Origin of the sequence: Pseudomonas sp. NPDC089758 (genome assembly GCF_044748705.1) — a bacterium.
Taxonomy (GTDB): Bacteria; Pseudomonadota; Gammaproteobacteria; order Pseudomonadales; family Pseudomonadaceae; genus Aquipseudomonas; species Aquipseudomonas putida_X.
This window is the reverse complement of sequence record NZ_JBIVGN010000015.1, coordinates 113286-135333: the sequence shown is the minus strand read 5'-3', so window position 1 is coordinate 135333 and position 22048 is coordinate 113286. Positions and strand designations below refer to the sequence as shown.

The 22048-nt window shown below is 63.5% G+C and carries 18 protein-coding genes; 12 read left to right on the top strand and 6 right to left on the bottom strand.

Translation table 11 applies throughout. The features are described 5' to 3' along the window. The first annotated feature begins 9 nt into the window (after positions 1-9). The gene (gene lgt, locus ACIPZH_RS19715; protein ID WP_241805052.1) at positions 10-819 is read left to right on the top strand and encodes a prolipoprotein diacylglyceryl transferase; all 810 of its coding nucleotides are present in this window, start codon (positions 10-12) and stop codon (positions 817-819) included. 49 nt (positions 820-868) lie between these two features. After that, positions 869-1840, top strand: coding sequence for a thymidylate synthase (locus ACIPZH_RS19710; RefSeq protein WP_400637462.1), 972 nt, complete (start codon positions 869-871; stop codon positions 1838-1840). Positions 1841-1880: 40 nt separating this feature from the next. Here ACIPZH_RS19710 and cadR read toward each other — a convergent pair whose 3' ends face one another. Then, on the bottom strand, positions 1881-2324 hold the full coding sequence (cadR, locus tag ACIPZH_RS19705; RefSeq protein WP_400637461.1) for a cadmium resistance transcriptional regulator CadR: 444 nt from the start codon (positions 2322-2324) through the stop codon (positions 1881-1883). A gap of 82 nt (positions 2325-2406) precedes the next feature. On the opposite strand from cadR, the gene ACIPZH_RS19700 reads away from it, so the two are divergent. The 6 genes from ACIPZH_RS19700 (at position 2407) to ACIPZH_RS19675 (ending at position 10190) form a co-directional block, all read left to right on the top strand. Continuing rightward, the gene (locus tag ACIPZH_RS19700; protein WP_400637460.1) at positions 2407-4653 is read left to right on the top strand and encodes a heavy metal translocating P-type ATPase; all 2247 of its coding nucleotides are present in this window, start codon (positions 2407-2409) and stop codon (positions 4651-4653) included. A gap of 138 nt (positions 4654-4791) precedes the next feature. Further along, positions 4792-5661, top strand: a complete 870-nt coding sequence (locus ACIPZH_RS19695) for a LysR family transcriptional regulator (protein WP_241805056.1) — start codon at positions 4792-4794, stop codon at positions 5659-5661. Positions 5662-5777: 116 nt separating this feature from the next. Beyond that, the gene (locus ACIPZH_RS19690; protein WP_400637459.1) at positions 5778-6836 is read left to right on the top strand and encodes a putative 2-aminoethylphosphonate ABC transporter ATP-binding protein; all 1059 of its coding nucleotides are present in this window, start codon (positions 5778-5780) and stop codon (positions 6834-6836) included. A gap of 1 nt (position 6837) precedes the next feature. Then, a complete protein-coding gene (locus ACIPZH_RS19685) occupies positions 6838-8553 on the top strand; it encodes a putative 2-aminoethylphosphonate ABC transporter permease subunit (RefSeq protein ID WP_400637456.1) in 1716 nt (571 codons plus the stop codon). Between the two features lie 30 nt (positions 8554-8583). After that, positions 8584-9609 carry a putative 2-aminoethylphosphonate ABC transporter substrate-binding protein gene (locus ACIPZH_RS19680; RefSeq protein ID WP_241805059.1) on the top strand — a complete coding sequence of 342 codons (1026 nt, stop codon included), beginning with the start codon at positions 8584-8586 and terminating at the stop codon, positions 9607-9609. A 17-nt stretch (positions 9610-9626) separates the two neighbouring features. Then, entirely contained in the window at positions 9627-10190 is a 564-nt protein-coding gene (locus ACIPZH_RS19675; protein ID WP_400637454.1) for a phosphonate degradation HD-domain oxygenase, read from the top strand. A 49-nt stretch (positions 10191-10239) separates the two neighbouring features. Here the strand turns inward: ACIPZH_RS19675 and ACIPZH_RS19670 are convergent, their stop codons facing one another. Then, positions 10240-11604 carry a GTPase/DUF3482 domain-containing protein gene (locus ACIPZH_RS19670; RefSeq protein ID WP_400637453.1) on the bottom strand — a complete coding sequence of 455 codons (1365 nt, stop codon included), beginning with the start codon at positions 11602-11604 and terminating at the stop codon, positions 10240-10242. Beyond that, positions 11597-12988 carry a DUF2868 domain-containing protein gene (locus ACIPZH_RS19665; RefSeq protein ID WP_400637451.1) on the bottom strand — a complete coding sequence of 464 codons (1392 nt, stop codon included), beginning with the start codon at positions 12986-12988 and terminating at the stop codon, positions 11597-11599. Before ACIPZH_RS19665 ends, ACIPZH_RS19670 begins: the two co-directional genes overlap by 8 nt. A 54-nt stretch (positions 12989-13042) precedes the next feature. Here ACIPZH_RS19665 and ACIPZH_RS19660 point away from each other — a divergent pair, with 54 nt between their 5' ends. Next, positions 13043-13561 (top strand): dihydrofolate reductase, encoded by a 519-nt coding sequence (locus ACIPZH_RS19660; protein ID WP_400637449.1) that lies wholly within the window; start codon positions 13043-13045, stop codon positions 13559-13561. A 32-nt stretch (positions 13562-13593) separates the two neighbouring features. Here the strand turns inward: ACIPZH_RS19660 and ACIPZH_RS19655 are convergent, their stop codons facing one another. After that, on the bottom strand, positions 13594-14985 hold the full coding sequence (locus tag ACIPZH_RS19655) for an L-cystine transporter (protein ID WP_400637447.1): 1392 nt from the start codon (positions 14983-14985) through the stop codon (positions 13594-13596). 241 nt (positions 14986-15226) lie between these two features. On the opposite strand from ACIPZH_RS19655, the gene ACIPZH_RS19650 reads away from it, so the two are divergent. After that, on the top strand, positions 15227-16282 hold the full coding sequence (locus ACIPZH_RS19650) for a haloacid dehalogenase-like hydrolase (protein ID WP_400637445.1): 1056 nt from the start codon (positions 15227-15229) through the stop codon (positions 16280-16282). 126 nt (positions 16283-16408) lie between these two features. Here the strand turns inward: ACIPZH_RS19650 and ilvD are convergent, their stop codons facing one another. Next, positions 16409-18250: a dihydroxy-acid dehydratase gene (gene ilvD / locus ACIPZH_RS19645; protein WP_016393334.1), complete on the bottom strand. Its 1842-nt coding sequence runs from the start codon at positions 18248-18250 to the stop codon at positions 16409-16411. Between the two features lie 479 nt (positions 18251-18729). Here ilvD and mgtE point away from each other — a divergent pair, with 479 nt between their 5' ends. Further along, positions 18730-19785: a magnesium transporter gene (mgtE, locus tag ACIPZH_RS19640; protein ID WP_400637444.1), complete on the top strand. Its 1056-nt coding sequence runs from the start codon at positions 18730-18732 to the stop codon at positions 19783-19785. A 37-nt stretch (positions 19786-19822) separates the two neighbouring features. Here mgtE and ACIPZH_RS19635 read toward each other — a convergent pair whose 3' ends face one another. Beyond that, complete coding sequence (locus tag ACIPZH_RS19635) at positions 19823-21019, bottom strand: class I SAM-dependent rRNA methyltransferase (protein WP_046787023.1); 1197 nt, start codon at positions 21017-21019, stop codon at positions 19823-19825. A gap of 209 nt (positions 21020-21228) precedes the next feature. Here ACIPZH_RS19635 and ACIPZH_RS19630 point away from each other — a divergent pair, with 209 nt between their 5' ends. Continuing rightward, a complete protein-coding gene (locus tag ACIPZH_RS19630; protein WP_241805187.1) occupies positions 21229-22047 on the top strand; it encodes an HDOD domain-containing protein in 819 nt (272 codons plus the stop codon). The last annotated feature ends 1 nt before the right edge of the window (position 22048 follow it).

The window sequence follows — 22048 nt, the reverse complement described above, 5'->3', positions numbered from 1 at the left end:
GGAATATCCATGCTGCCTTACCCGCAGATAGACCCCGTGGCCGTTGCGCTCGGGCCGCTGAAAATCCATTGGTACGGCCTGATGTACCTGATCGGCATTGGTGGCGCCTGGCTGCTCGCCTCGCGCCGGCTCAACCGTTTCGACCCCACCTGGTCGCGTGAAAAGCTCTCGGACCTGGTGTTCTGGTTGTCGATGGGGGTCATCGTCGGCGGGCGCTTGGGTTATGTGCTGTTCTACGACCTGCACGCCTACCTGGCCAACCCGACGTTGATCTTCGAGGTATGGAAGGGTGGCATGTCGTTCCACGGCGGCTTCATCGGTGTGATGCTGGCCGCCTTGTGGTTCGGCAAGCGCAACAACAAGTCGTTCTTCGAGCTGATGGACTTCGTCGCACCGCTGGTGCCGATTGGCCTGGGCGCAGGGCGTATCGGCAACTTCATCAACGCCGAACTGTGGGGCAAACCGACCGATGTGCCGTGGGCGATGATCTTCCCGCCGTTCAGCGACCCGGCCCAGCTGCCGCGCCACCCATCGCAGCTGTACCAGTTCGCCCTGGAAGGCGTGGCGTTGTTCGCCATCCTCTGGCTGTTCTCACGCAAGCCACGCCCAACCATGGCGGTGTCTGGGATGTTCGCGCTGTTCTACGGCATCTTCCGCTTCGTCGTCGAATTCGTCCGCGTGCCGGATGCCCAACTGGGCTACATTGCCTGGGGCTGGCTGACCATGGGTCAGATACTCTGCATCCCGATGATTCTGGCCGGCCTCGGATTGATCTGGTGGGCTTATAATCGCAAACCCACGGCGAAACCCGCCATCTGATTCCCAACGGCAGGGGCGATCCCCCTGCCGTTATTGTTACAGGTAAGCCATGAAACAGTATCTGGACCTGGTCCGTGACGTCATCGAAAACGGCACTCTGCAGGAAAACCGCACGGGCATCCGTACCATCAGCCTGCCGGGCGCCATGCTGCGCTTCGATCTGCAAAAGGGCTTTCCTGCCATCACCACGCGCAAGCTGGCATTCAAGTCCGCCATCGGCGAGATGGTCGGTTTCCTGCGTGGCGTGAAGAACGCGGGTGAATTCCGTGAGCTGGGCTGCAAGGTGTGGGATCAGAACGCCAACGAGAACGCCCAGTGGCTGGCCAACCCGTTCCGCCAGGGCCATGACGACCTCGGCGAGATCTACGGTGTGCAGTGGCGCCAGTGGCCGGGTTACAAGCGCATCCCGCTGAGCAATCCGGCTGCGATCGAAATGGCCGAACAAGCCGGCTTTCGCAGGATTGCCCAGGACGAAGAAGATGGCCAGGCGTTCGTCGTCCTGTACAAGGCCATCGACCAGGTGCGTCAGTGCCTGGACACCATCGCCAACGACCCGGGCAGCCGCCGCATCCTGTTCCACGGCTGGAACTGCGCGCAGCTGGACGAAATGGCGCTGCCGCCCTGCCATCTGCTGTACCAGTTCCACCCGAATGTGCAGACCAGGGAAATCTCACTGACGCTGTACATCCGCTCCAACGACTTGGGCCTGGGCACGCCGTTCAACCTCACCGAAGGTGCGGCGCTGCTGTCGCTGTTCGGCCGCCTGACCGGTTACACGCCGCGCTGGTTCACGTACTTCATTGGCGATGCCCATGTGTACGAAAACCATCTGGACATGCTCAATGAGCAACTCAAGCGTGAACCGCTGCAAGCGCCGAAGCTGGTGATCAGCGACCGCGTGCCTGCCTTTGCCGAGACGGGCAAGTATGAGCCTGAGTGGCTGGAGAAGATCGAACCGAGCGATTTCAGCTTGGAAGGCTATGAGCACCATGCACCGATGACGGCGCCGATGGCGGTCTGATTAACGCGAATGCCGAGGGCTGCACAGCAGCCCCACGGCGTCAATGCCCGTGGCTACGCCCCACGTGCGAATGCTCAGAATCTGGCACGGATACACCCCCGTTCACTTCCAAACGCTGCAAGATCGCGCATTCCTCTCCCTGCTCACTGCACCGCCTGCGTAATTCCACCAGTTGCTCCTGCAATGCCACCAGTCCATCGATCCGCGCCTGCACGTGTTCGATATGTTCGTCGATCAACGCATTCACGCTGCCACATGAACCCGTCGGGCTGTCACGCAGGCGCAAAAGGCTGCGGATCTCGTCCAGGGTCATGTCCAAGGTGCGGCAGTTGCGGATGAAGGTAAGCCGCTCGACATGGGCTTGGGTATACAACCGGTAATTACCGTCGGAACGTGCAGGCTCCGGCAGCAGCTGTTCACGCTCGTAATAACGGATGGTCTCCACTGCACAGTCGGTGGCTTTGGCCAGTTCTCCGATTTTCATGGCGAATCTCCAACAGGTGGCTTGACCCTATAGTGGCTACAGGGTGTTCACTTGGCAACAGGTGCTCACTAAGGATGACCCCATGAACCAGCCTGTCAGCCACGAACACGTGCATGACCATGACCACGTCAACGCCAGTAAACGCCATTGCCACGACGCCCATGCACACAGTTGCTGCGGGTCCCGTGCGGCACCTGCGTTCGTGCAACTGAGCGAAAAGGCCAGTGGTCAGGCCCGGCTCAGCCGTTTTCGCATACAAGCCATGGACTGCCCGACAGAACAGACCCTGATCCAGGACAAGCTCGGCAAGCTGGCCGGCATCGAGCAGCTGGAGTTCAACCTGATCAACCGCGTACTGGGCGTGCGCCATACCCTGGAGGGCACTACTGAGATCGAGCGGGCCATCGAAAGCCTGGGTATGAAGGCAGAACCGCTGGCTGCAGAGGATGAGGGGGGCGCCTTTGCGCCAGCCAAGACTCGCTGGTGGCCATTGGCATTGTCCGGCGTCGCGGCGATCGCCGCCGAAATAATCCATTTCAGCGCCTTGGCGCCTGAGTGGGTGGTAGCCGCGCTGGCGCTGGCCGCGATCCTTGGCTGTGGCCTGGGCACCTACAAGAAGGGCTGGATTGCCCTGAAGAACCGCAACCTGAACATCAACGCGCTGATGAGCATTGCCGTGACCGGTGCCGTGCTGATCGGCCAATGGCCTGAGGCGGCCATGGTCATGGTGCTGTTCACCCTCGCCGAACTGATCGAGGCGCGTTCACTTGACCGTGCGCGCCATGCCATCAGTGGCCTGATGCAGCTTACGCCGGACATGGCCACGGTGCAGCAGGCTGACGGCCAATGGCGTGAGGCGCAGGTGCGCGATGTGGCGATCGGTGCCCTCGTGCGAGTACGCCCCGGTGAGCGTATCGGCCTGGACGGGGAGGTGGTCAGTGGGCAATCCAGCGTCGATCAGGCGCCGATCACCGGCGAGAGCCTGCCTGTGGAAAAGGCCCCTGGCGACAAGTTGTTCGCCGGTACCATCAACCAGGCCGGCGCGCTCGAGTACCGGGTAACGGCCGTGGCGGGGCATTCCACATTGGCCCGTATCGTCAAGGCCGTGGAGGAGGCGCAGGGCGCCCGCGCGCCTACTCAACGTTTCGTCGATACCTTCTCGCGCATCTACACACCTGTGGTTTTCGCCCTGGCTTTGGCCGTAGCGCTCCTCCCGCCGCTGCTGATGGCCGGCGCCTGGTTCGACTGGGTCTACCGCGCTTTGGTGCTGCTGGTGGTGGCCTGCCCCTGTGCCTTGGTGATTTCCACGCCGGTGACCATAGTAAGTGGCCTGGCGGCTGCGGCGCGCAAGGGGATCCTGATCAAAGGTGGCGTGTACCTGGAGGGGGGGCGCAAGCTGGATTTCCTGGCCCTGGACAAAACCGGCACCCTTACCCACGGCAAACCGGTGCAGACCGATACCAAGGTGCTCGACCCCTTGTTCGAAGGCCGCGCCCAGGCACTGGCGGCAAGCCTGGCCGAGCGCTCAGACCACCCGGTATCGGCTGCCATCGCCCAGTTCGCCAGGGCGCAGGGGCTTGAACTGAGGGAGGTCAGCGGGTTCGCTACGTTGGCCGGGCGGGGTGTGCGCGGTGTTATCGATGGCGAAACCTATCACCTGGGTAACCATCGTTTGGTCGAAGAGCTGGGCCTCTGCTCACCGCAGCTCGAAGCGCAGCTGGACCAACTCGAGCGTCAAGGCAAGACGGTGGTGCTGTTGCTCGACCGCTCTGGCCCGTTGGCGCTGTTCGCCGTTGCCGACACGGTCAAGGACAGCAGCCGCGAGGCCATCGCCGACTTGCATGCGCTTGGCATCAAGACAGTCATGCTGACCGGCGACAATCCTCACACTGCCCAGGCCATCGCTGCCCAGGTCGGTATCGACCGCGCCGAAGGCAACCTGCTCCCTGCCGACAAACTGAGCACGATCGAGCAGCTCTACGCCCAGGGGCACCGGGTTGGCATGGTCGGTGATGGCATCAACGATGCGCCGGCGCTGGCCCGCGCCGAGATCGGTTTTGCCATGGCGGCTGCCGGTACCGACACCGCCATCGAGACCGCCGATGTGGCACTGATGGATGACGACTTGCGCAAAATCCCGGCCTTCGTCAGGCTGTCGCGGCAAAGTGCGGCGATACTGAAACAGAACATCGTTCTGGCGTTAGGTATCAAGGCCATCTTCCTGGCGTTCACCTTTGCCGGCATGGCCACGTTGTGGATGGCAGTGTTCGCCGACATGGGCGTAAGCCTGCTGGTGGTGTTCAACGGTCTGCGCCTGTTGCGCAAGTAGCAGCGGCAAGCTGCAAGCTGCAAGCGGCAAGCTGATCGAGGTGGAATCGAGATCTATGAAACTACACAGTACTGCCTTAGCTTGCGGCTTGCAGCTTGGCGCTTGCAGCTGCGGAGCCCGCCGCTGCGGAGCCCCGCAATGCTGAGTGCCGAGCTCAAAGCCTTCTACATGGTGGCCCGCCTGGGCAGCATCACCCTGGCGGCGAAGAAGCTTGGCCTGAGCCAGCCGACGGTGACCACCCAGATCCGCAACCTCGAAAGCCAGTACGCGGTGGAGCTGTTCTACCGCGGCGGGCGGCGCCTGGTGCTGAGCGAAGAGGGCGTGCGCCTGCTGCCGATGGTCAAGGCGCTGCTGCAACAGGAAGCCGACATCGAGTTCGAACTGCGCAACAGCGGCCATGCCCAAGGCAACCTGCGCATCGCTGCCACCGCGCCGTATTACATCCTCGATCTGGTGAAGATTTTCCGTGAGCGCTTGCCACAGGTGGGCGTGGCCGTGGAGATCGGCAATTCGCAGCAAGTGCTGGAAATGCTGGAAGACTACCGCGTCGATCTCGCCGCCTCCTCACAGTTGCTGGAAGATGCGCGCCTGGTCAGGCGGGTGCTGGGTACCGATCCGCTGGTAGTGGCGGTGCACCGCAATCACCCGCTTGCGCACCGTCAGGTGGTCTCGATCGAGGTGGTGGCAGGGCAATGCCTGCTGATGCGCGAAAAAGGCTCGACCACGCGCAAGCTCACCGAAGAAATGATGCAAGGCGCTGGGGTGAAGGCCGAAGCGGTGCTGGAAATCGGCAGCCGCGAGTCGATCCGTGAGGCGGTGCTGCGTAATATCGGCATCAGCGTGATTGCCCGGCACGAGGTGCCGCACAATCCGGAGCTGCGGGTGCTGACCCTGGAAGACGCGCCGGTGATGCACGAGTACCTGTATTGCCTGAAAGAAAGACGCCAGGCCCGCTTGCCGGCAGCCTTCCTCGGGGTAGCGCAGGAAGTGGTGGGGTCGCAGTTCTAGCCAGCAACGCCACTACAAAATCTGCCTATACCACTATCGCCCGCTTTTGCCTCACCGCCACAGAACCTTCGCACAGCCTTCCTAGCATGGCCACATCTGCTCGATGAGGTTTTGCCATGAACCACGCCACCCCGGGCGCACACATGAAAGTGCGCGGTATTCACAAGCGCTTCGGCGCCTTCACGGCGCTGAACGATGTCTCCCTTGACATCGCTGCGGGCGAACTGGTCTGCCTGCTCGGCCCCTCGGGCTGTGGCAAGACCACGCTGCTGCGCTGCATCGCCGGCCTCGAGCGCCAGGACCGTGGCGAGCTGTTCATTGGCGAGCGTGACATCTCCGAACTGCCGCCACAGGCGCGTGATTACGGCATCCTGTTCCAGTCCTACGCGCTGTTCCCCAACCTCACCGTCGAAGCCAACATCGCCTACGGGCTGACCGGCAGCGGCCGGGATGCAAGCCGCCAGCGTGTGGGCCAGATGCTTGAACTGGTCGGCCTGACCGGCAGCGAAAAGAAATACCCCGGCCAGCTATCCGGCGGCCAGCAGCAGCGCGTGGCCCTGGCCCGTGCGTTGGCGCCGTCGCCTTCGCTGTTGTTGCTCGATGAGCCGATGTCGGCTCTGGACGCGCGAGTGCGTGAGCACCTGTGCACCGAATTGCGCCAGCTGCAGCGCCAATTGGGCATCACCACCCTGATGGTCACCCACAACCAGGACGAAGCCATGCTGATGGCTGACCGCATTGCGGTGATGAACAACGGCCAGGTCGAGCAGTACGCCACGCCGCAGGAAATCTACGATCATCCCGCCACACCGTTTGTCGCCGAATTCGTCGGCCAGGGCAACTGGCTGCCGTTCCAGCGCACGGGCGACAGCTCCGCCCAGGTCGGCGGCATCAGCATGCGTCTGGCATCGGGGGCGCCGCGAGCCAGCAGTGGCCGGTTGTTCTGCCGCCCGGAGGCGATCACCGTCAACCCGGTGGTGCATGAGGAAAACCTGTTCCCGGCCAAGGTCCGCGAGATCACCTTCCTCGGCAACCGCTGCCGCATGAGCTTCGAGCTCCAGGCCTTGCCGGGCCACGCCCTGCTCGCCGAGCTGGCGCCAGAAGCCATGCCGCGTCTGGGCTCGCAGGACATCTGGGTGGCGCTGCCGCCGCAGAGCCTGCAGGTGTTTGCCTGAGATGGGCGCGTCAATGTCGCTGCCGCTCACCCAGGCCAAGCGCGGTGATGTCGCCTTGGGGGACCGCCTGTTCGTCGTCGGTGGCAAAAGCCTGCTGCTGGTCATGCTGCTGCTTGCGGTGCTGATGCCATTGCTGGCGATCTTCTGGCGTGGCTTCAGTGGCGATGCCGGCCAGGGCGGTGGCCTGCACGCGGCCCGTGAGCTGTTCGCCAGCGAGAATTTCCACTGGCTGCTCGGTAACAGCCTGTCGGTGGCCCTGACCGTTGCCGCGATCGTGATCCCGCTGGCCTACCTGTTCGCTTACGCCCTGCAACGCACGCTGATCCCGGCCAAGGGCCTGTGGCGGGGGATTTCGCTGTTGCCGTTACTGGCGCCTTCCATGCTGCCAGCCATTGCCCTGGTGTATCTGTTCGGCAACCAGGGCCTGCTGCGTGGGCTGCTCAGCGACAATATCTATGGCTTCTGGGGCATCGTCCTGGGTGAGGCCATCTACACCTTCCCGCATGCGCTGATGATTCTGCTTTCGGCCTTGTCGCTGGCCGATGCGCGGCTGTTCGACGCTGCTTCCAGCATGGGCGCCGGGTCATGGCGGGCGTTTTGCAGCATCACCTGGCCGGCCACGCGCCAGGCCGTGTTCGCGGCCTTCTGCCTGGTGTTCACCCTGACCATCACCGATTTCGGTGTGCCGGTGGTTGTCGGTGGCGACTACCAGGTGCTGGCACTGGAGGCTTACAAAGCGGTCGTAGGCCAGCAGCAATTTGGCCGGGGTGCGTTGATCGGCATGGTGCTGCTGGTGCCGGCATTGCTCAGCTTCGCGGTGGACGCCTGGCTGCGTCGTCGCCAGGGCGAGTCCATGAACGGCCGCGCCCAGGTGTTCGAGCCCAAGCCGTCGCGCGGCCGCGATGCCTGCTACCTGGCCATCGTCGTGCTGGTGTGTGTGGCGCTGGTGGGGGTGATCGGCATGGCGGTGTACTCGTCGCTGGTGACCTTCTGGCCCTACAACATGACCCTGTCGTTCAAGCATTACATGTTCGAGGACACCGCAGGGGGCGGCTGGCTGGCGTATCGCAACAGCGTGACCATGGCCCTCGGCACCGCCCTGATCGGCAGCATCGTGATCTTCGCCGGTGCCTACCTGATGGAGAAAACCCCGGGGCAGCGCCTGCTCAATCAGGCACTGCGCCTGCTCAGCTTCATCCCCATGGCGGTGCCGGGGCTGGTGCTGGGCCTGGGTTACGTCTTCTTCTTCAACCTCAATGGCAACCCACTGCACGTGTTCTACGGCGGCATGGGGCTGTTGGTGGTATGCACCATCGCCCATTACCTGACCACCGCGCAGATGACCGCCACTACCGCGCTACGCCAGCTCGATGGCGAGTTCGAGGCCGCCGCGCTGTCGCTCAAGGCGCCGCTGTACAAGCACTTCGTGCGGGTCACCGTGCCGATCTGCCTGCCTGCGCTGCTGGACATCATCCGCTACCTGTTCGTCTCGGCGATGACCACCGTTTCGGCGGCGATCTTCCTGTATAGCCCGGACACCATCCTCGCCGCCGTCGCCGTGCTGAACATGGACGATGCCGGCAACGTGGGTGGCGCTGCCGCCATGTCGACCTTGATCCTGCTGACCAGCGCCGCTGCATCCCTGCTGCTGGCCGGTGCTTCCCGCGGCCTGCTGCGCCGCTCCCAGGCCTGGCGCCAGCGCGCGCCTGGCCATTGACCGACTGCCCACTCTGATAGGAACCGCATCATGTTCAAGCCCCTTGCACTTGCCGCTGCCGTATCCGCTGTATTCAGCCTGCAGGCCTCGGCCGCCAGCACGCAGCTGACCGTCTACACCGCCCTGGAAGCCGAGCAGCTCAGGAGCTACAAGCAGGCCTTCGAAAAGGCCAACCCGGACATCGAGATCAAGTGGGTGCGTGACTCCACCGGCATCATCACCGCCAAGCTGCTGGCCGAGAAAGACCGCCCGCAGGCCGATGCGGTGTGGGGGCTGGCGGCTTCGAGCCTGGCCATCCTCGACCAGAACGGCATGCTCGAAGCCTATGCACCGAAAGATCTGGGCACGATCTCCGCGAACTACCGTGACGCCGCCAACCCGCCAGCCTGGGTCGGCATGGACGTTTGGGCCGCGACGATCTGCTTCAACACCATCGAGGCTCAGAAGCAGGGCCTGAGCAAGCCGGTGAGCTGGCAGGACCTGACCAAGCCGGAGTACAAGGGCAAGATCGTGATGCCGAACCCGGCGTCGTCCGGTACCGGCTTCCTGGATGTGAGCGCGTGGCTGCAGACCTTTGGCGAGCCGCAAGGCTGGGCTTACATGGACGCGCTGCACCAGAACATCGGCCAGTACGTCCATTCCGGCTCCAAGCCGTGCAAGCTGGCAGCGGCGGGCGAATTCCCGATCGGTATATCGTTCGAATACCCGGCCGTGCAGCTCAAGCGCCAGGGCGCACCTCTGGACATCGTCCTGCCGAAAGAAGGGCTAGGCTGGGAAATCGAGGCGACCGCGCTGATCAAGGGCTCGCCAAAGGTTGAAGCCGCCAAGCGTCTGGCCGACTTCTCGGCAAGCCCGGCGGCGATGGAGCTGTACAAGGAGAACTTCGCCGTGCTCGCCGCACCAGGCATTGCCAAACCGCAGACCGAACTCCCGGCCGACTATGAACAGCGCCTGATCAAGAACGACTTTGCCTGGGCCTCGAAGAACCGTGACCAGATCCTGGCCGAGTGGCGCAAGCGCTATGATGGCAAGTCGGAGAAAGTAGCGCAGCAGTAACCCGAGGAAGCCATTGGATGACCACGCCAGTCCAGATTATCGACAACACGTTTGCCCTGTATGACCGCCACGGCAGCGACGACTACATCGGCGAAGCCATCACCCAGCTGGAGCACATGTCCCAGGCTGCGCAATTGGCCATGGAAGAAGGCTTCGACGACGACGTGGTGCTGGCCGCGTTCTTCCACGATATTGGCCACCTGTGTGGCGGTGAAGGCGACATGGGCGGTTATGGCGTGGTCAGCCACGAGCGCATCGGCGCTGAATACCTGCGCCGTTGCGGTTTTGGCGAGCGCATGGCGCGGCTGGTGGAGTATCACGTCGAGGCCAAGCGTTATCTGACGCTGCGCAAGCCGGGTTATTACACCCTGCTGAGCGAGGCCAGTCGGCGGACGCTTGAATATCAGGGGGGCGTGATGACTGAAGCGCAGGCGGATGCCTTTGAGCGGGATCCGCTGTTCAGCGTGAGTTTGCGCATGCGGGAATGGGATGAGCGGGCCAAGGAGGTTGGCGTGCCAGTGATTGATCTGGCGGCATTGAAACGCAAGGCGTTGGCGTTGCTTCAAATGGATGCTGCCTGAGCGGGCCTCTCTACGGGGCAAGCCTGCGAATAGGGCCTGCCAGGCAGCCTCAAATCTGCAAAACCAGCGCCTCCAGCTGCTCCTGCCGCTCAGGCTGATTCACCCGCGCCCCAGCGTTGAGCGTGGACCACTGCGGATGTGCCCTGGCCTTGCTCAAGGCCTCGGGCAGCTTGCCTTCGCGCCACGCCTTTTCATCCAGCTCACCGAGGCGAATGCTGTTCTGCGCCGCATGCCCGCGGCTGTCCAGCGCAACCATCAGCTGCTGCTGACGCAACGCCAGCAAGCGCAGCACGGTATCGTCCACGGTCAGTTCGCGCTGGCCCTTCAACTTCCCCAGCAATCTAGCGCCATAATTGCGCGCAGTCTGCAGCGCGCCCCCGGCAATGGCGCCGGCCAGTGCTGCAGCACCTAGCGTGATACCACCGACCAGCAAATCAACGCCTGCACCGGCCGCGGCGCCCGCCGCCACGCCGCTGCCCAGACGCACGCCGAGCAACTTCAGGGTTTCGGGGTTGAACAAGTCATCGCCCCAGCGCCCATCCAGCAACGGCAGGTCCCCGGCATTGGCATCCTCGCGGCGAAACGCATAGAGCTTGAGCAACGCCTCTACACAACGCTGCTCACGTTGGCGTACCTCCTGGCGCAGCGCTTCGATAGCCTTGGCCTCGGCTGCCGGCTCGGCTGCAACGCTGCGCCGGCAAGCGGCGCAGTCCAGCAGCAACTCGGCGATCAGCCGCTTGCCGCTTTGCTGGCGATGGAGGCGCTGCGCCTGTTGGTCGTCGATCAACCGCTGCAGCGCCGGGCGGGCGTCCTCCAGCAGCAAGGCCAGGCTTTCGTAAAGGCGACGCTCGCCGTCTTCCGGGGGCGCCACGCTGTCGAACCGCACCAGCGCATGCAGGCCCAGGCGGGCCAGGGCATCACGCCATTCGGGTTCACGATGCTGGCTGCTGGCGACGAAGTTGAGCACCGGCAACAGCGGTTTGCCGCAACTGGCCAGTACTTCCAGTTCATCGCGGTATTTGGCCAGCACCGGCTCGCGGGCGTCGATCACATACAGGCCGGCGTTGCTGGCCAGCAACTGGCGCAGCACCTTGGCCTCCTGCTCGAAGCGCTGGCGCGCCTCGCTGCCTTGCAGAAAGCGCTCCAGGCGTGCCGGGCCGTCGAGGCGCTCGCCCGGGCGCTCCAGGCGCTCCAGGTAATCGAGCAGGGCGATGGCATCTTCCAGGCCCGGGGTGTCGTAGAGTTCGAGCAGCGCTTGGCCGTCCACCGACAGGCGTGCGCCTTCGACGTGGCGGGTAGTGCTTGGGCGATGGGACACCTCGCCGAAGCCTACATCGCGGGTAAGCGTGCGCAGCAACGAGGTCTTGCCGACATTGGTGTGGCCGACCACGGCCAGTTTCAGCGGCTCAGTCATGGCCATGCTCTAGCCAGGTCAGCGGTGAGGTGTCAGCGTGAGGCAGGCCGAGGCGCTCCAGTGCTTCGTGCCAGTCGCCCAGGCGCTCGGCGTCCAGGGCCTGGCCGGGTGCCGCCTGCAGCAACCAGATGCGCGTGGCCCCGGCATTGCGTGCCAGTTCGGCCAGCAGCGCGAGGCTGCCACGGTCCGGCGAACGGCGCGGGTCGCAGGCGATCGCCAGGCGCGCCGGGGGGAAGCGGCTGAGCTGTTCGAGCAGGCGGTTGCGCGACTCGCGGCTGTCGAGCACACCGGCGTCGGTCACGCCCTTGCTCAGGGCAGGGGGCCACGGGCGCTGGTCGTCCAGTTCCAGCCCGACCAACAGGGCGCCGCTGCTGCCGGAATCCAATTGGCCAGCCTGGAATTGGGGCAGGGATTGGGGCGCCGTATCTTGCACGCCGATACGTTCGCTGCGCGGCATCAACGCTTCACGCAGTTGCGCATAGCCGGGCAGGCTGAGGTCCAGGGCCAGGCGTTGGCGGCCCTGGCGCCAGCGCCACAGGCACAGCCCGGCCAGCAGCACACGGGGCAGCAGGCCATACACCAGCACCACGCCGAGCAGCCAGCTGGCCCACGCCTGGCGGGCGATGTCGAGGGCGGGCAGGGTGTCGCCGCTGAGGCGGATCATGCTCTCGTCCGGCACGGCGAAGCCGAGCAGCGAGGGCAGGGCGCCGAGGGCCTGGGTCAGGTTGACGAAGGGGTCGGCAGCGAGCAGCGTGGTCTCCCAGACGAAGCCATAGCGCCGTGTGGCGAGCAGTGCCAGCAACAGCGCCAGCGCGCTGAGCATGGCCAGCGCCCACAAGCTGTGGACCAGCAGGCCAAGCAGCCAGCGGTTCAGGCGCTGGCGTTGCAGCAGCACCAGCAGCGCCGGGGCCAGGTGCGCGGCCTTGGCATCGCGGGCGAAGCGTTCGCTCAGCCACAACCACAGCCGCCCGAGGTTGGCGCCGTGTTCGCCGCTTAGCACCAGGCCTGCAGCCCATCCCAGCAGCATCAGCAGGTTCAGCCCGAGCAGACTGCCCAGGGCCCAGAATACGTTGACCGGGCGTTGCCCGTCGCCCAAGGCGGCAAAGGCCATGCCGGCGCCACTGACGACGGCCAGCAGCGTCAACGCCAGCAGCGCCAGGCGTGCGCCTTGCTTCCAGCGCTGCAAGGCGGTGCTGATGCCATCGCGTTCCGCCAGGAACATTGCGCGTGCTTCGATGCGCGCGGCCAGGTCGCCCCCGTGCTGGCGGGCGTGGCGGTTGGCTTCCTGGTCTTCCAGGGGGCCGGCGTGTTCCTCGCGCAGGCGTATCGCTTCGGTGAGCCAGCGCTTGTCCAGTGGAGTCGGTCCAGTCACAAGGTCTTCCATTGCACGGTTCAGGGCGCAAGCATAACCCACTGCGGGTTTGCTATCCTCGCCGGCATGACTACCTCACTCCCTCTCAGCCTGATTGCGGCGCTCGCCGAGAACCGCGTGATCGGCATCGACAACTCCATGCCCTGGCACTTGCCGGGGGACTTCAAGTACTTCAAGGCCACCACCTTGGGCAAGCCGATCATCATGGGCCGCAAGACCTGGGATTCGCTCGGCCGGCCATTGCCAGGGCGCCTGAATCTGGTGGTCAGCCGCCAGCCGGGCCTGGTGCTGGCCGGCGCCGAAGTGTTCGCCTCGCTGGAAGATGCGCTGCTGCGCGCCGAACAGTGGGCACGTGAGCAAGGCGTCGATGAGCTGATGCTGATCGGCGGCGCGCAGTTGTATACCCAGGCGTTGGACAAAGGCCTGGTCAGCCGCATGTACCTGACCCGGGTGGAACTGGAGCCGCAAGGCGATGCCTGGTTCCCTGAGTTCGACAAGGGGCAATGGCGGCTGGCTTCGAGTGAGCCGCAGGCCGAACCGGACACGCCTGCTTATCACTTCGAGGTGTGGCACAAGCGTGGTTGAAAGGGGGGCTGCAGCAGCGGCCCCCCTTCATTTCAGGAGTGGCTCAGCTCGGCGTGCTCATCGCCGGCCAGCACATCCTTGTCGGTTTCTTTGAGCAGTTGGCTGGTCACCACGCCCGCCGTCATCGACCCGTTCACGTTCAGCGCCGTGCGGCCCATGTCGATCAGCGGCTCGACTGAAATCAGCAGCGCCACCAGTTCCACTGGCAGGCCCATGGCCGGCAGTACGATCAGCGCCGCGAAGGTCGCACCACCGCCCACACCGGCAACGCCCGCTGAGCTCAGGGTGACGATCGCCACCAGGGTCGCGACCCACAGCGGGTCGAACGTATCGATGCCTACGGCCGGGGCTACCATTACCGCCAACATGGCCGGGTACAGGCCGGCGCAGCCGTTCTGGCCGATGGTGGTGCCGAACGATGCGCTGAAGCTGGCGATCGACTGCGGCACGCCCAGGCGGCGGGTTTGCGCTTCGATGTTCAGCGGGATGCTGGCGGCGCTGGAGCGGCTGGTGAAGGCGAAGGTCAGCACTGGCCAGACCTTGCGGAAGAAGCGCAGCGGGCTGACGCCGGTGGCGGCGAGGATGATGCCGTGCACCACGAACATCAGGCCCAGGCCGATGTACGACACCACCACGAAGCTGCCCAGTTTGAGGATGTCATCCAGGTTGGAGCTGGCCACGACCTTGGTCATCAGCGCCAGCACGCCATAGGGGGTGAGCTTCATCACCACGCGCACCAGGCGCATCACCCAGGCTTGCAGGGTGTCGATGGCCGACAAGGCCCGCTGGCCCTTTTCGGCATCGTCCTTGATCAGCTGCAACGCGGCCAGCCCGACGAACACGGCGAAGATCACCACGCTGATGATCGAGGTCGGTTTGGCCCGCGCCAGGTCGCCTACCGGGTTACTGGGGATGAACGACAGCAGCAATTGCGGGATGTTGAGGTCGGCGACCTTGCCCGCGTAATCGCTGTGGATAAGGTGCATGCGTGCACTTTCCTGGGCACCGGCGACCAGGCCTTCGGCGCTCAGGCCGAACAGGTTGGTCAGGACGATGCCGATCAGCGCAGCGATGGCGGTGGTCAGCAGCAGGGTGCCGATGCTCAGCACGCTGATGCGGCCCAGTGAAGAGGCATTGTGCAGGCGGGCCACGGCGCTGAGGATCGAGGCGAAGATCAGCGGCATGACGATCATCTGCAGCAAGCCGACGTAGCCGTTGCCGACCAGGTCGAGCCAGCCGATGGTGGCTTTGAGGACCGGGTGGCCTGCACCGTAGATCGTGTGCAGCACCAAGCCGAAACCTACGCCCAGTGCCAGGCCCAGCAGGACTTTCTTGGCCAGGCTCCAGTCAGTGTGGCGAGTTTGCGCCAGGCCCAGCAGCAAGGCCAGGAACACCAGCAGGTTGAGAGACAGCGGCAGGTTCATTGAAGCTCCAGGAAAAAGCAGAAGAGGCATCGCCTCTGTGAGCGATTGCGAACGGAAATGCTAACAGCCTGAAAACAAACGAATTTATACCCAAAAGTAATTGGATTAGTCGTTTATGGAATAACAGGCTGTCGCTAATAGCAATGAACACGACGTTTACCATTGTGTGAACGTCGTAGTGAAAGGGGGCACGGGTGGATTGTTGGTCTAGTTTTTCCCGGTCACTTCAGGAGATTGATATATGAAGTTTGCTCCGAAAGCCTGGGCCATCGGTTTGTCCCTGCTGTTCAGTATCGAAAGCGGAGCCACCGAGCTCAAGCATTGGCCAGCCGAGGCGGCCAAGCAGCTCGACGCGATGATCGCCGCCAATGCCAATAAGGGCAATTACGCGGTGTTCGACATGGACAACACCAGCTACCGCTACGACCTTGAGGAAGCCTTGCTGCCGTTCATGGAGAACAAGGGCCTGCTGAGCCGTGAAAAGCTCGACCCTTCACTCAAGCTGATCCCGTTCAAAGACACCGCAGAGCACAAGGAAAGCCTGTTCAGTTATTACTACCGCCTGTGCGAAATCGACGACATGGTCTGCTACCCGTGGGTGGCTCAGGTGTTCTCGGGCTTCACACTGAAAGAGCTGAAAGTGCAGGTCGATGAGCTGATGGCGTCTGCCAAACCTGTCCCCAGCACCTACTTTGACGGTGACCAGGTAAAAGCCATCAAGGTGCAACCACCCAAGGTCTTCGCCGGCCAGGCCGAGCTTTACAACAAGCTGATGGAAAATGGCATCGAGGTGTATGTCATTTCGGCCGCCTCCGAAGAGCTGGTACGCATGGTGGCGTCCGACCCCAAGTATGGCTACAACGTGAAACCGCAGAACGTCATTGGCGTCAGCCTGCTGCTCAAGGACCGTACCAACGGCCACTTGACCACCGCACGCAAGCAGATCAGTGAAGGCAAGTATGATGCGACGGCCAACGCTGGCCTGGAACTGACCCCCTACCTATGGACGCCGGCGACATGGATGGCGGGCAAGCAAGCGGCGATCCTCACCTACATCGATGAGTGGAAGAAGCCGGTGCTGGTGGGGGGTGATACCCCGACCAGTGATGGCTACATGCAGTTTCATGGAGTGGACGTTGGCAAGGGCGGCATCCACCTGTGGATAAACCGCAAGGCCAAGTACATGGACCAGTTGAACGGGATGATCGCCAAAAACGCGGTGGCCCAGGCCAAGGCGGGGTTGCCGGTGACAGCAGACAAGAACTGGGTGGTGGTCACCCCGGAGCAGATTCAGTAGGCCATTGGGGCTGTGCAACGCCTCGCCGGCAGGCCAGCGCCCCATACCTGTGGGCGCTGGCTTGCCAGCGATGGGCCGCAGAGCGGCCCCAAATCGCTTGACTGACTCGTATCAGCGCTCAGGGCCTCACAGCCCTTCCAGCATCGCCTTGTTGCGCACCGCACCCTTGTCGGCACTGGTCGCCAGCAGGGCGTAGGCCTTCAGCGCGGTGGTCACCTTGCGTGGGCGCACTTCGGCCGGTTTCCAGCCTTTCTTGTCCTGCTCCACGCGGCGCGCAGCCAGCTCTTCATCGCTGACCTGCAGGTTGATCGAACGGTTGGGGATGTCGATCAATACCTTGTCGCCGTCACGTACCAGGCCGATCGCGCCGCCAGCAGCGGCCTCGGGCGAGGCGTGGCCGATCGACAGGCCCGAGGTACCACCCGAGAACCGGCCATCGGTGAGCAACGCACAGGCTTTACCCAGGCCTTTGGATTTCAGGTACGAAGTCGGGTAGAGCATTTCTTGCATGCCCGGGCCGCCTTTCGGGCCTTCATAGCGGATGATGACGATGTCACCGGCCTTCACTTCGTCGGCGAGGATGCCGCGCACGGCGCTGTCCTGGCTTTCGAAGATCTTGGCGTTGCCTTCGAACACATGGATCGACTCATCGACACCTGCGGTTTTCACCACGCAGCCGTCCAGGGCGATGTTGCCGTACAGCACGGCCAGGCCGCCTTCCTGTGAGTAGGCGTGTTCGAAGCTGCGAATGCAGCCGTTTTCACGGTCGTCGTCCAGGGTTTCCCAACGGGTCGACTGGCTGAAGGCCGTCTGGGTCGGGATACCCGCCGGGCCGGCTTTGAAGAAGGTGTGCACCGCTTCATCGTCGGTTTGGGTGATATCCCACTTGGCGATGGCTTCTTCCATGCTGCGGCTGTGAACCGTCGGCAGGTCGGTGTGCAGCAGGCCGCCACGGGCCAGCGAACCGAGGATGCTGAAGATGCCGCCGGCGCGGTGCACGTCTTCCATGTGGTACTTCTGGATGTTCGGCGCCACTTTGCACAGCTGCGGCACTTTGCGCGACAGGCGGTCGATGTCGCGCAGGTCGAACGCCACTTCGCCTTCCTGGGCTGCGGCCAGCAGGTGCAGGATGGTGTTGGTCGAGCCGCCCATGGCGATGTCGAGCATCATGGCGTTTTCGAACGCCTTGAAGTTGGCGATGCTGCGCGGCAGGACCGACTCGTCGTTCTCGCCGTAGTAGCGCTTGCACAGCTCGACGATGGTGCGCCCGGCAGTGAGGAACAACTGCTCGCGGTCGGCGTGGGTAGCCAGGGTCGAGCCGTTGCCCGGCAGGGCCAGGCCCAGGGCCTCGGTCAGGCAGTTCATCGAGTTGGCGGTGAACATGCCGGAGCACGAACCGCAGGTCGGGCAGGCGCTGCGCTCGTATTCGGCGACTTTTTCGTCGGACGCCGTGGAGTCCGCGGCGATGACCATGGCGTCGACCAAGTCCAGGCCGTGGCTGGCCAGTTTGGTCTTGCCGGCTTCCATCGGGCCACCGGAAACGAAGATCACCGGGATGTTCAGGCGCAGGGCAGCCATCAGCATGCCGGGGGTGATCTTGTCGCAGTTGGAGATGCACACGATGGCGTCGGCGCAGTGGGCGTTGACCATGTATTCCACGGCGTCGGCAATGATCTCGCGGCTTGGCAGCGAGTACAGCATGCCGTCGTGGCCCATGGCGATGCCGTCATCGACCGCGATCGTGTTGAATTCCTTGGCCACGCCACCGGCGCGTTCGATTTCGCGGGCGACCAGCTGGCCCAGGTCCTTCAGGTGCACGTGGCCCGGGACGAACTGGGTGAACGAGTTGGCGATGGCGATGATCGGTTTCTTGAAGTCTTCGTCCTTCATCCCGGTGGCGCGCCACAGGGCACGGGCGCCGGCCATGTTGCGGCCTTGGGTGGAAGTCTTGGAACGATAATCAGGCATGAAGCACTCCTGGCGGCTTAATCAGGTCACAAAAAGGGGAGTGAGCTTCTCTTTTCCTATGCGCCTCAGGCCGGTTGCCACTGGCACGGATGGGGCCGAAGACACTACGGGATCGCCGCGTGCTCGACCAGAGCTCATAAACCCGCCGGGGATGACTGGCGATGAATAGCCCGATTCTACACCGCTGGCGCGGTGAGGGAATGGCGATGTGTCTGGGCGGTGGTTCGGGAAGTGTGACCGGCACTTTGTAGGACCCATCCGAAAAGCCCGATGCGCTGCTGACAGGTACGTCCTGGCTGCTTATGATCCGCCGCGCCGCATGTGCGGCTTCACGAGACACTACCTCAATGGACCTTCCCAGTTTCAGTTCTTACAGAACCTGCAAATTGGCGCTGAGCGCGCCGTCGTCAGGGCTTGCGAAGGCTTGAGTCGATCAGGCTGAGGTTCGCGGGTGCCTGTGTCGGCGCCTGGAGAATCTCATGCAACACCCGTCCGATTTCGTCGTTTCCCCGCTCGACCTGCGTCAGGCTGCCCAGGCGCGGCGTGATGGCCTGCTTCATCCTGAAGGCTACGCCGAAGGCACTGCCGGCTACCTGATGACCAGCGAGTATTCGTGCCTGGATGCCGGCCTCACTGCCAGCCAGGCGATCGACATGCTGCGCCGTGAGGCTGCAGATGCCGAAACCATCTATCAGTCCTATGTGCTCGACGAGAGCCGCAACCTGCTGGGTACGCTTTCCCTGCGCGAGCTGATCCTTGCCGCGCCTGAACAGCCGATCGAGCAGCTCATGGTGCGCAAGGTCATCTACGTATTCACCTCGACCCGTCAGGAGGAAGTGGCGCGGTTGATCCGCGAGCACGACCTGCTGGCGCTGCCGGTGCTGGATCAGGCCGGCCGGCTGGTGGGCCTGGTGACCTGCGATGACGCACTCGATGTGGTTGTCGAAGAGGCTACCGAAGACTTCCACAAGGGCGCATCCATCACCAACCACGTGGGCAACCTCAGGGACGCCACTGTCAGCCTGCTGTACCGCAAGCGGGTGCTGTGGCTGGTGCTGCTGGTGTTTGGCAATCTGTTTTCGGGGGCAGGGATCGCGGCATTCGAGGAAACTATCGCCGCGCATATCGTCCTGGTGTTCTTCCTGCCCCTGTTGGTGGACAGCGGTGGCAACGCGGGCGCGCAATCGGCGACTTTGATGGTGCGTGGCCTGGCAACGGGCGAGGTGGTGATGCGCGACTGGTTGCGCATGCTGGCACGTGAATGCGCGGTGGCGCTGGCGCTGGGCGGCACCATGGCGGTGGCGGTGGCATCGCTGGGGGCGCTGCGCGGTGGGGCGGAGGTGGCCTTGATCGTTGCCAGCAGCATGCTGGTGATCGTCCTGCTAGGCAGCCTGATTGGCATGAGCCTGCCCTTCATGTTCACCAGGCTCAAGCTTGACCCGGCCACTGCCAGCGGGCCGCTGGTGACTTCGATCGCCGATGCGGCAGGGGTACTGGTGTACTTCGGTATCGCTTCTTACGTGCTCGGCATCTGAGGCACCCAGGGGCCGCAACGCGGCCCCTGGGCGTGAATCAGCTGTTGGGCAGCAGCCGGCAGGTAATGCTCTTGATGTAGCGGGTTTCAGCGATGGCCGGGTGAACCGGGTGGTCCGGGCCTTGGCCGCCGCGCTCGAGCATTTGCAGGTTGCGGTCCAAGTGGCGGGCGCTGGTCAGCAGGATGTTGTTCAGGTCGTCCTCGGGCAAATGCATCGAGCACGAGGCGCTGACCAGGATGCCATCCTTGGTCAGCATGCGCATGGCCTGTTCGTTGAGGCGGCGGTAAGCGGCTTCGCCGTTTTTCAGGTCTTTCTTGCGCTTGATGAACGCGGGTGGGTCGGCAATGATCACGTCGAAGCGCTCTTCTGCGGCCTTCAGCTCGCGCAGTGCCTCGAATACGTCGCCTTCGATGCAGGTCAGTTTTTCGCTGATGCCATTGAGCGCGGCATTACGTTCCACGCCATCCAGGGCAAAGCCTGAGGCATCCACACAGAACACTTCGCTGGCGCCGAATGCGCCGGCCTGCACGCCCCAGCCACCGATGTAGCTGAACAGGTCGAGCACACGCTTGCCTTTGACGTAGGGCGCCAGGCGTGCGCGGTTCATGCGGTGGTCATAGAACCAGCCGGTCTTCTGGCCTTCGCGTACCGGCGCTTCGAACTTCACGCCGTTTTCTTCCAGCGGGACCCAGTCCGGCACTTCGCCGTAGACGGTTTCGACATAACGCTGCAAGCCTTCGGCGTCACGGGCGGCGGAGTCGTTCTTGAACAAAATGCCGCTGGGCTTGAGCACCTGGACCAGGGCGGCGATCACGTCGTCCTTGTGCAGCTCCATGGTGGCAGAGGCCAGCTGTACCACGAGAATGTCGAAGAAGCGGTCGACCACCAGGCCCGGCAGCAGGTCAGAATCGCCGTAGACCAGGCGGTAGCACGGCTGGTCGAACAGGCGCTGGCGCAGGGACAGGGCGACGTTGAGGCGGTGTACCAGCAGCGACTTGTCCAGCGGCAGCTTGGCGTCGCGCGACAGCAGGCGGGCGCAGATCAGGTTGTTCGGGCTCAGCGCCACGATGCCCAGCGGCTTGCCGTTGGCAGCCTCGAGAATTGCCTGTTGGCCGGCCTGAAAGCCCTGCAGCGGCGTCGCGGTGACATCGACTTCGTTGCTGTAGACCCACAGGTGGCCGGCGCGCAGGCGGCGGTCGGCATTGGCTTTGAGGCGAAGGCTGGGCAGGGACATGACGTCGCTCCGGGAAAAAAGAGCGGGAGTATAACCGGTTGGCCCTTGGTTCGGTGCAGGGCACGACAAAGTGCCCTGCCTGTTCGCCAGCACAAGCGCTACAAGTCGAGCGAGCTACAGGGTTAGAATCGCTCGTCCTCAAAGAGTATGTACGTATGTCCCAAGAACTCAGCGCCGAACAGATCCAGCAAGCCTTGCAAGGCATTACCATCCCGCCGCAACCGCAGATCATGGTCGACCTGCAGTTCGAGCAGTACATGCCCGACCCGGACCTGGAAACCATCGCCAAGCTGATTTCCCAGGATCCGGGCCTGTCCGGTGCCTTGCTCAAGCTGGTCAACTCGCCGCACTTCGGGCTGTCCAACAAGATCGGTTCGATCCAGCGTGCGGTGAACCTGCTGGGTAGCCGTTCGATCATCAACCTGATCAACGCCCAGTCGATCAAAGGCGAGATGAGCGACGAGACCATCGTCACCCTCAACCGCTTCTGGGACACTGCCCAGGATGTGGCCATGACCTGCCTGACACTGGCCAAGCGCACCGGCATCCAGGCGGCGGACGAGGCCTACACCCTGGGGCTGTTCCATGATTGCGGCATCCCGCTGATGCTCAAGCGCTTCCCCAGCTACATGGATGTACTGGAGGAGGCCTACGCCAAGGCTGACGCGCAAACCCGGGTGGTCGACACCGAGAACCGTGCATTCAATACCAACCATTCGGTGGTCGGCTATTTCACCGCCAAGTCCTGGCGGCTGCCGGAGCACATCAGCGCGGCCATCGCCAACCACCACAATGCCTTGGCCGTGTTCCGCGAGGAGTCGCTGCGCAACACCCAGAGCCAGCTGAAGAACCTGCTGGCGGTGCTCAAGATGGCCGAACACATCTGCGCGTCCTACCGTGTGTTGGGCAACCAGCCTGTCGACCACGAGTGGCATGCGGTCGGCCCGCTGGTACTGGACTATATCGGTTTGTCGGAGTACGACTTCGAGAACCTCAAACAGACCATTCGCGAGCTGGGCGGGCACTGAT